At 43.7% G+C, this 8,128-nt stretch carries 5 protein-coding genes and 1 pseudogene; 1 reads left to right on the top strand and 5 read right to left on the bottom strand.

Annotated elements, in window-relative coordinates; all coding sequences use genetic code 11:
* Window positions 1-370 precede the first annotated feature (370 nt).
* The 3 genes and pseudogenes from IM496_RS15880 to metG form a co-directional block, all read right to left on the bottom strand.
* Window positions 371-892, bottom strand: a pseudogene (locus IM496_RS15880) (ISKra4 family transposase); the annotation flags it as partial.
* Window positions 893-973: 81 nt separating this feature from the next.
* On the bottom strand, window positions 974-1,579 hold the full coding sequence (locus IM496_RS15875) for a LabA-like NYN domain-containing protein (protein ID WP_002743578.1): 606 nt from the start codon (window positions 1,577-1,579) through the stop codon (window positions 974-976).
* Between the two features lie 100 nt (window positions 1,580-1,679).
* Window positions 1,680-3,293, bottom strand: coding sequence for a methionine--tRNA ligase (gene metG, locus IM496_RS15870; protein WP_194018315.1), 1,614 nt, complete (start codon window positions 3,291-3,293; stop codon window positions 1,680-1,682).
* 156 nt (window positions 3,294-3,449) lie between these two features.
* Between metG and IM496_RS15865 the strand changes: the two genes are divergently transcribed.
* Entirely contained in the window at window positions 3,450-4,166 is a 717-nt protein-coding gene (locus IM496_RS15865; RefSeq protein ID WP_287662514.1) for a lysophospholipid acyltransferase family protein, read from the top strand.
* A gap of 637 nt (window positions 4,167-4,803) precedes the next feature.
* Here the strand turns inward: IM496_RS15865 and IM496_RS15860 are convergent.
* Together IM496_RS15860 and gcvT are read right to left on the bottom strand one after the other, a co-directional pair.
* Complete coding sequence (locus IM496_RS15860; RefSeq protein ID WP_287662512.1) at window positions 4,804-6,534, bottom strand: Rqc2 family fibronectin-binding protein; 1,731 nt, start codon at window positions 6,532-6,534, stop codon at window positions 4,804-4,806.
* A gap of 246 nt (window positions 6,535-6,780) precedes the next feature.
* Entirely contained in the window at window positions 6,781-7,887 is a 1,107-nt protein-coding gene (gene gcvT, locus IM496_RS15855; protein ID WP_287662510.1) for a glycine cleavage system aminomethyltransferase GcvT, read from the bottom strand.
* Window positions 7,888-8,128: the final 241 nt, after the last annotated feature.

Here is an 8,128-nt window from a genome sequence, read left to right as displayed (position 1 = left end):
TAAACCTTTTAGACTTTTTTTCCCTCAAAAAGTGCCAACCATTGGAGTGATCGGGGGTAAAATCCCTGAACTTTTTCCCTGAAAATTAGGTAATTGACCAGATGAAAATCGCTAAAACCCCACACCCCACACCCCACACCCCACACCCTGCCCCCAGGAAAACCTTTTTCAGCAGACCCTACTTAGGGTGATCAGCAAACCTGATCGATCGGAGGGCGCAGGTTCCTTGCGCCCCTACAGTAACGGATTTTGTCCACAATGTAGGGGCGAACTGCGTTCGCCCAAAAGGTACATTATCAAAGCGCAAGTCCCCAATCACCGCTAACCTGAAGGGAGCGAAGAGGTAAAACCGCCTCAGCACCCTTGAGACTTCATAGTTACAAGCACTTGAGAGTGCTATTTCTTCTACTTGACGCTTCGCTATTTGGGCTGTCGTTGTCTTCTTGATGATTTCTACTGTTTGATTGAATCCGTTAAAGGCGGAGGCTGATGCTACTCTTTCTGATAATGTATGTGAGTATTGTTCTGGTGGTAGGTTTAATTCCGCATCCAAGGGGTGAAGACTGCTCATTTTCCTACCTCCCTAACCAATTCGTCTGACTACTACTGTGCCAAGGATTGTGGTTAGTTGCCTTGTTTGTTTCCGCTTATGGGTTCTTTTGATGCCGTCACTTCCGCAACAGTCCCCTTCGATTTCTTCGTTGCCGCGCCTGTCTAGGTAGCCTTGTAGCAGTCGTCTTAGGAGTTCGTTGCCGTTGACTTGGAGCTTGTTTTCTCATTCGATATGCTCCAGACCACCAACCTGGTCTGAATTCAGCCATCCTACCATGTCTTCAAATAACTCTCGTGCTTCTGTGAAACATCCGCCTTCTTCTCTGCTTACCTCACTGATAACTGGTCACTGATAACTGATAACTGATAACTGAAAAAGGTGGGAATTACCCACCTTAAACTTGATTTTTGCTGAATTTTTCTAGCGACTGCTACGATCTTGGTCTAAGACGCTGACGGGGAAATTATTATAACTAACGTGATGCTTGCTGGTTTTTTGAATTTCTTCTTTAATTTGATCTAGATCAACATAGCGATCGGCTACATTAATTAAACTATCACTGGTCATCGATCGCAAACTAACCACTTCCACTCGCGCACCGCGGTAACTGACGGAATCGGCAGCATAGGCTAAATCCCCATCACCACTGACAATTACTGCGGTATCATAGGAACCCACTAGCGCCATTAAATCCACGGCGATTTCCACGTCGAGATTGGCTTTTTTGGAACCATCGGGCAATTGTACTAGATCTTTAGCGATGACTCGATAGCCGTTGCGACGCATCCAGAGGAGAAATCCCTGCTGTTTTTCGTTAGTGCGATCAACTCCAGTATAAAAGAAGGCACGCAAGAGACGAGAACCAGCAGTTAAACGACAAAGTAATTTGGTGTAGTCAATTTCGATACCTAATTGCAGAGCCGCATAAAATAAATTAGAACCATCGATGAAAATCGCCACACGACCGCGATTTTCTAGCACTTGTTCGGGGGTGAAGACTGGGGCCGTGTCATAATCATCAAACATTTTATTTTTCCTCGTTTGTTAAAAGTTTAGTGTTGGGTGTTTGCCAGTTGTGTCCCAAAGGACAACAGACCTTAAAAAATAGAGTTATCAAAAAATTCCCTTAGGAATCGTTTAACGGCAGTTCTAGTTTAGAAAAGATCGGTTCAGGTGTTCCTAGTTGTGGATTTGTGGGTAATCCCCATTGACAGTGTTGGGAAAAAGAGACACCATCAGGGAAGTTTTCCCCATCCTCCGACCTGAAAGTATTAAAATCAATAACAAAACCTAGTTGTTGATAAATTTTACTGCTCAAGGTCGGTATTATCGGTGAGAGTAGGTAGGCAGAGAGTCTTACTGATTCCAAAACTGCGTAGAGGACTTGTTCTACTGCTGCCTGTTGTTTCTGTTTAAATAAACTCCAGGGCGCACTCTCATCGATAAACTTGTTACTAGCGCGAATTAACGCCAATATTTCCTCACAGGCTTGATCAAATTGTAGCGCATCATACTTCTGTTCAACAATCCCCCCTAAATTGATCCCCATATTCTTAAGATGATTGTCGTTGGGGATATCTACGCCAGTCAACTGGGGGGGGATATTTTGGCAGTATTTTTTGACCATGCCTAGGGTGCGATTGAGGAGGTTGCCTAAATCGTTGGCTAAATCTGCGTTAAGAATATTAACAAATCTGGTTTCCTGAAAATCGCCATCCTGTCCTAATTCAATCTCTTTGACGAAATAGTAACGGACGGCATCGGCCCCATAGCGATCAACCAAATCGAAGGGATCGAGGGTATTACCGAGACTTTTGCCCATTTTTCGCCCGTCTTTGGTCAAAAAGCCGTGGCCGAATACTCTTTTAGGCAAGGGTAAACCCGCCGACATTAGCATAGCTGGCCAATAAATGGCATGGAATCTTAATATATCTTTACCGATCAGATGCAGATCGATCGGCCACCATTTGGCCAAGGCATTTTCTAGGGTGGGTTCGTCTTCGGGGTCGAGAAGGGCGGTAACATAGCCAAGAAGGGCATCAAACCAAACGTAGATGGTATGCTGACCATCGTGGGGAATAGGAAACCCCCAAGCCACATTAACCCTAGAAATGGAGAAATCCTGTAGTCCTTGGTTGACGAAGTTGAGAACCTCATTACGTCGGCTTTCCGGTTGAATAAAATTGGGTTGTTCTTGGTAAAGTTGTTCTAGTTGTGCTTGGTATTTAGAGAGACGGAAAAAATAGTTTTCCTCGTCACGCCATTCGGCGGCTAGGTTAGTATGAATGGGACAACAGCCATTATCTAACAGTTCTCTTTTTTCCTTAAATTCTTCACAGGCGACGCAATACCAACCCTGTTGGCGATCGAGATAGATATCGCCTTTTTCCCAGACTCTTTCAAAAAATTCGTTAACAATTGCCTGATGACGGGGGGCAGTGGTGCGACTAAAGCGATCATACTGGATGTGTAGCCTTGCCCAGAGATTGGCAAAACTGGTGGCAATGCGATCGCAGTGTTCCTGGGGATTGAGTCCTTTGGCTGCCGCGGTTCGTTCGATTTTCTGTCCGTGTTCGTCGGTTCCTGTAATTAGGAGGACAGAATTGCCCTGTAACCGCTTCCATCGTGCCATAACATCCGCTACGATCGTCGTGTAAGCACTACCGATGTGGGGGATATCGTTGACATAATAAAGAGGTGTTGTCAAAGCAAATGTTTTTCGCTCATTCAAATCATTCATGAAATTTATTTTTTTAAATAGACGAGGCTGCCCCAGTGGTGTTCTATAGATGATTGGGACATAATCCCTTATATTTTATGATCCTCTAATTCTGTTTTATCCTTTAGTTGTAGTCTAAGTCAATAAAAACAATCTTAAGGCCGATTTTTTTTTCCCATGACGCTGCTTACCCCCCTATCTACCTCTCGTTTAATTCTTGATACCACACGCACGAGTCTGTTTACTGTCGGTCAAGAAAATCTACCCAGCCAAGGAGTGGCGATCGTGGTAAGTAACCATCGTAGCTTTTTAGATGCGCCGATTTTAATTCAAGCTTTGGGCAAAACTCTCCCGATCGCCTGTCATCACTACATGGGAAAAACGCCGCTTTTGCGGGAATTAATCGGAGAATTAGGCTGTTTTCCCTTTGATACCCCAGAAAAACGCCACCGGACTTTTTTTCGGCAAGCAACGGATTTTTTACAGTCTGGACGATGGATCGGTTTATTTCCGGAAGGTGGATCGCCGATGTTAAATTTGACTCCTCCTCGTCAAATTAGCCGTTTTCAAAGCGGATTTGCCCATTTAGCTCTTCGTTGTCCCGTGGAGAATCTATCGGTCTTACCTGTGGCTATTCTCTCTGAGTCGGAAACTGCTATTAGTCCTTTTCCCGTGCGTTTGCTGCGCTTATTAGACACCACGGAACCTTTATTCGATCAAGATGGTTGGCATCCCGTTGTACTTTATCATCGTGTCAAGGTGGCGATCGGTCGTCCCTACGGAATTACTGAAAGCGATCGCTCAGATTATCAAGGTAAACAAGGAAAAACAGCGATTAATCGTTTAATTGGTCATTGTCAGTCGGAAATTGGCGATTTATTGCTGAAGGGCTAAGTCAGGAGACAGGAGGCAGCCTTGAATCAGTTATCAGTTATCAGATGTGAGTTTTCAGTTCACTCAGCAATTCTAAATTTGCCCTGTAGCAAGGCTTTTGGGAGTTAGTTCGCATAATACGGGGTAAAATTCAATGGGATGGCGAATTTCATTTCACGAGTCTTCGGGCTTTTGACGTGATAGTACACCCAAAGTTGCCCCAAAAATCTCCCTTTAAAATGTTCTTTAAATCCCTAAAAGGCTTGCTGTGTCTAAAACTGAGAATTGCTGCAGTTCACTGATTACTGTTTACTGTTCATACTATAGCAGTTCTCACACCTGTCTGGCACAGTTTAACCTTTGCTGATTAAGCTTTTCAGCATTAATAATGTACCTTTTGCGAACAGGAAACGCTATAAATCTGGTTAATAAATATAAAATACCAGTGGTTGCTTCAATACTACCTAAATAGTCGGTTTTTTGTGTCTTTCACCAGACTATCGGCTGCTACCACTGGTTTGCTGTTGTTTGTTGTTGTAATCTGAGGAAATATAGTTCTTGCGTTCCCAAGCGCCTGAACTGCATTTGTCTCTCTAGCAAAAATTGTAACAGACAATACCCATTTTGTGTAAAAAAAAGTAAACAATTTGCTAAAAAATTATTTTTTGCGGTAATCCTCAACCCTCTGAGGACAGCCCCAGATTACCGTTTCCTGTTTGTAAACCACCATACCGGGCTTGGCTCCTTTGGGTTTATAGACGTATTTGGGACGGGTATAGACGACGGGAACCTGTTCACTATGGCGAGCGCGGCTATAATAAGCGGCGTAATCGGCGGCAAATTGCAGATCGGCGGCTTCTGGAACTGTACCGGGGGTTAAACGGAGTAAAACGTGACTACCGGCGATTTCTTGACTATGAAACCAGATATCGTAATCGCTGGCACTACGAAAAGTTAGCCGGTCATTTTGACGGTTATTTCTGCCAATCCATAATTCTATTCCAGAGGGAGTAATAAAGCGCATGGGTTCAGATTCTTTATTATTCGCCCGATTACGTTGATAATTGCTTTCTAGATACTTCTGTTGGATTAATTCTTCTTGTATCTCGTCTAAGGTCTGTAAATCTTCGCTGCCGCTATAATTTTCTAGTTGACTTAAACTCGATCGCACTTGTTCGAGATAATTAATTTCACTAACCACTTCCTCTAATAAAGGTTCCACCGCTAACCGCGCTCTTTTTAATTTCTGATGTTGTTTATAAAAATATTGGGCATTCTGTACGGGATTTCTTTCGGGATCAAGAGGAATAATTACAGGGTTTCCTGTCTGGAAATCCGCCAAAGTAATGCTAGTCATTCCCTGCTGTATTTGTTGCAGATGGGCCATTAATAAATCTCCCTGCTCTTTATAGCGATCAGCATGAGCAGATTCTGCTAGTCTTGTTTGAAATCCTGCGGCTTTGGTTTGCAGTTTAGTCAGTAAAGATGTGATTTTTTGATTTAACTTTTGCTGTAGTTGTCGAAAACTTTCTTGATTAATTTGGTCGCTATAATAACGGTTTAATAATTCTTGGACATTTTTAGCCGCCGCCAGCATCTCCCCACCGATAACTGTATAACCTTCGCTTGTCCATCCCGGTTGAAAGGTTTTATTTTCAAGGATTTTTAACCATTCTTGCCAGGCCGAAAAGAGCTTTTCCCAATCATTAGTATCTAACTGATCCGTGTTTAATTTCGGGTTAATATTGGCTTTTTGCAACAGCGATCGAGCAATGACCGGACTAACACCACGATAGGTACTAACTAACTGTTTTTCGATAGTTTTAGGGATTAAACTAACCCTAGCTTGCCAACTGCTCAAGGATTCTTCTAAACTGGGATTTGTTGCCAATAAAACGGGGGGTAGTTGATAGATTTGTCCCGTTTGTACGGTGCGAACACTGGACTGGGTGGCATTGACTTGATGGGCAACGGTGACAATTTGATTGTCAGCCGCAGTTAAAATCACATTGCTATATTTACCCATAATTTCTATATACAAATGCCACAGAGCCGGATCATCGGGACGTTTGGCAAATTGCAGATCGATGACTCTTTCCCACGGGGCAACAAATGCTAATTTTGTCAGGGCAAAACCATTGAGTTGATGACGCAATTGATCGCTGAAAGTGAAGGTATCTGGGACTTTTGGCGGCGGATCACCAATATGCAGCCGCGCTCCTTGGGGATGCCAAGAAATAATTAACCATCCCTTGCGATCAAAGGTTCGTAAATGGAGGGCGATGGTTTGGCGATCAATTTGATACACTTGTTCTAGTCTGGCTGGCAGCCAAGGGGCGGCAATTTCGGCACAAGTGGCGCTGAGGGTGGTAAAGTCTAGGGATTGCATTTTCAGTTATCAGTTAAGTAGCTGGTTATAATTAAATTAAAAATAGATTTTAGGTTTGATCCCCCCTGCCCCCCTTGATAAGGGGGGTGCCGATAGGCGGGGGGATCTGAAAGTTTTTAATACCTACCTACTTATCAGTTATCAGATTTGAGTTTTAAGTGGACAGTGTTATCTAGCAGTTGCCGTTTTCTCTTCACTGATTACTGATTACTGTTCACTGAAAAGCCACCTAACCCCATCACCTTTTTACTTTTGACTTTTATAAAAGGGTTTTTTAACTACGGTAGCGGGGTAGGTGGTGCCGCGGATTTCTACTTCGATCGCCTGTCCGATCGAGGCGAAAGGTGTGGGAAGATAGGCTAAAGCGATCGCTGTGTTTAAAGTTGGTGATAAAGTGCCGCTGGTAACTTTACCCACCACTTCCCCAGCGAATACTACCGGATAATCGTGACGGGCGATATGTTTGCCGGACATCTGCAATCCCACCAAGCGCCGATTCACACCATTAAGTTTTTGGTCTTCGAGGACATCACGACCGATAAAATCGCCTTTTTCTGGCAGATGAACCAACCAATTTAAGCCAGCCTCTAGAGGACTCGTGCTATCGTCGATATCCTGTCCATAAAGGGCTAAAGCTGCCTCTAAACGCAGGGTATCCCGGGCCCCTAAACCGCAGGGAGTCACCCCTAAATTTAAGAATTCCGTCCAAAGTTGCTGCCCGATTTCAGGGGAGGCCATAATTTCAAAGCCATCTTCTCCCGTGTAACCGGTCCTAGCGATAAAAACTTTTTCCCCGAAAAGCTGGCTTTCCCAGTGATTAAATAGGCCAAAATCGCTTAATTTTTCCCCGATAAAGGGCTGTAAAATTGTGGCTGCCTTGGGTCCTTGCAGGGCAATTAAGACCCTTTCTCGCGATAGATCCTCTAATTTGACCCCCGATCCCTCTAAATTGCCTAAAATCCATTCTCGATCTTTATCGGTAGTTGAGGCATTAACAATTAATACGCCTTGGCTTTCGCTTTGGTAGTAAAAGATAATATCATCGATGATGCCACCGTCCGGGTTAAGTAAAACACTATACTGTGCCTTTCCTGCCCTTAAACGGGCTAAATTAGAAGGAACTAGGGTTTGGAGAGATTGAACCAGATTATCGCCAGTTAAGATAAATTTGCCCATGTGGGAAATGTCAAACATCCCGACACTATTGCGGACAGCATTATGTTCGATTTTTAGGCCGCTAAACTGTATCGGCATCTCCCAACCCGCAAAAGGGGTAAATTTGCTGGTTTGTTGGGCAATTAGCTCGTATAAGGGGGTACGAATAGCGGGGGAAGTTGCTTCTTGGTTAGCCACGGTGTTCTCGATCGAATGGTTTTCTGCCTAGAGTAGCATAGCAGTTATCAGTTATCAGTAACCAGTTATCAGTTATCAGTGACCAGTAAACAGTGATCGATCGTTAGACCTCTTGCATAAATCCGAAAACAAACGATAGAAACAATAATGGGAGGGACTTTCAGTTAATTATTTATTAGTAGTTGATAATCTTCAAAAATGTTGCTGTACAAGGATCGACTTAAGACTTTTGCAAGAGGTC

Origin of the sequence: Microcystis sp. M049S2 (genome assembly GCF_020245625.1) — a bacterium.
Lineage (GTDB): Bacteria > Cyanobacteriota > Cyanobacteriia > Cyanobacteriales > Microcystaceae > Microcystis > Microcystis ichthyoblabe_A.
The sequence above is the reverse complement of the archived record's forward strand: the minus strand, read 5'-3'. Positions and strand labels throughout refer to the sequence as shown.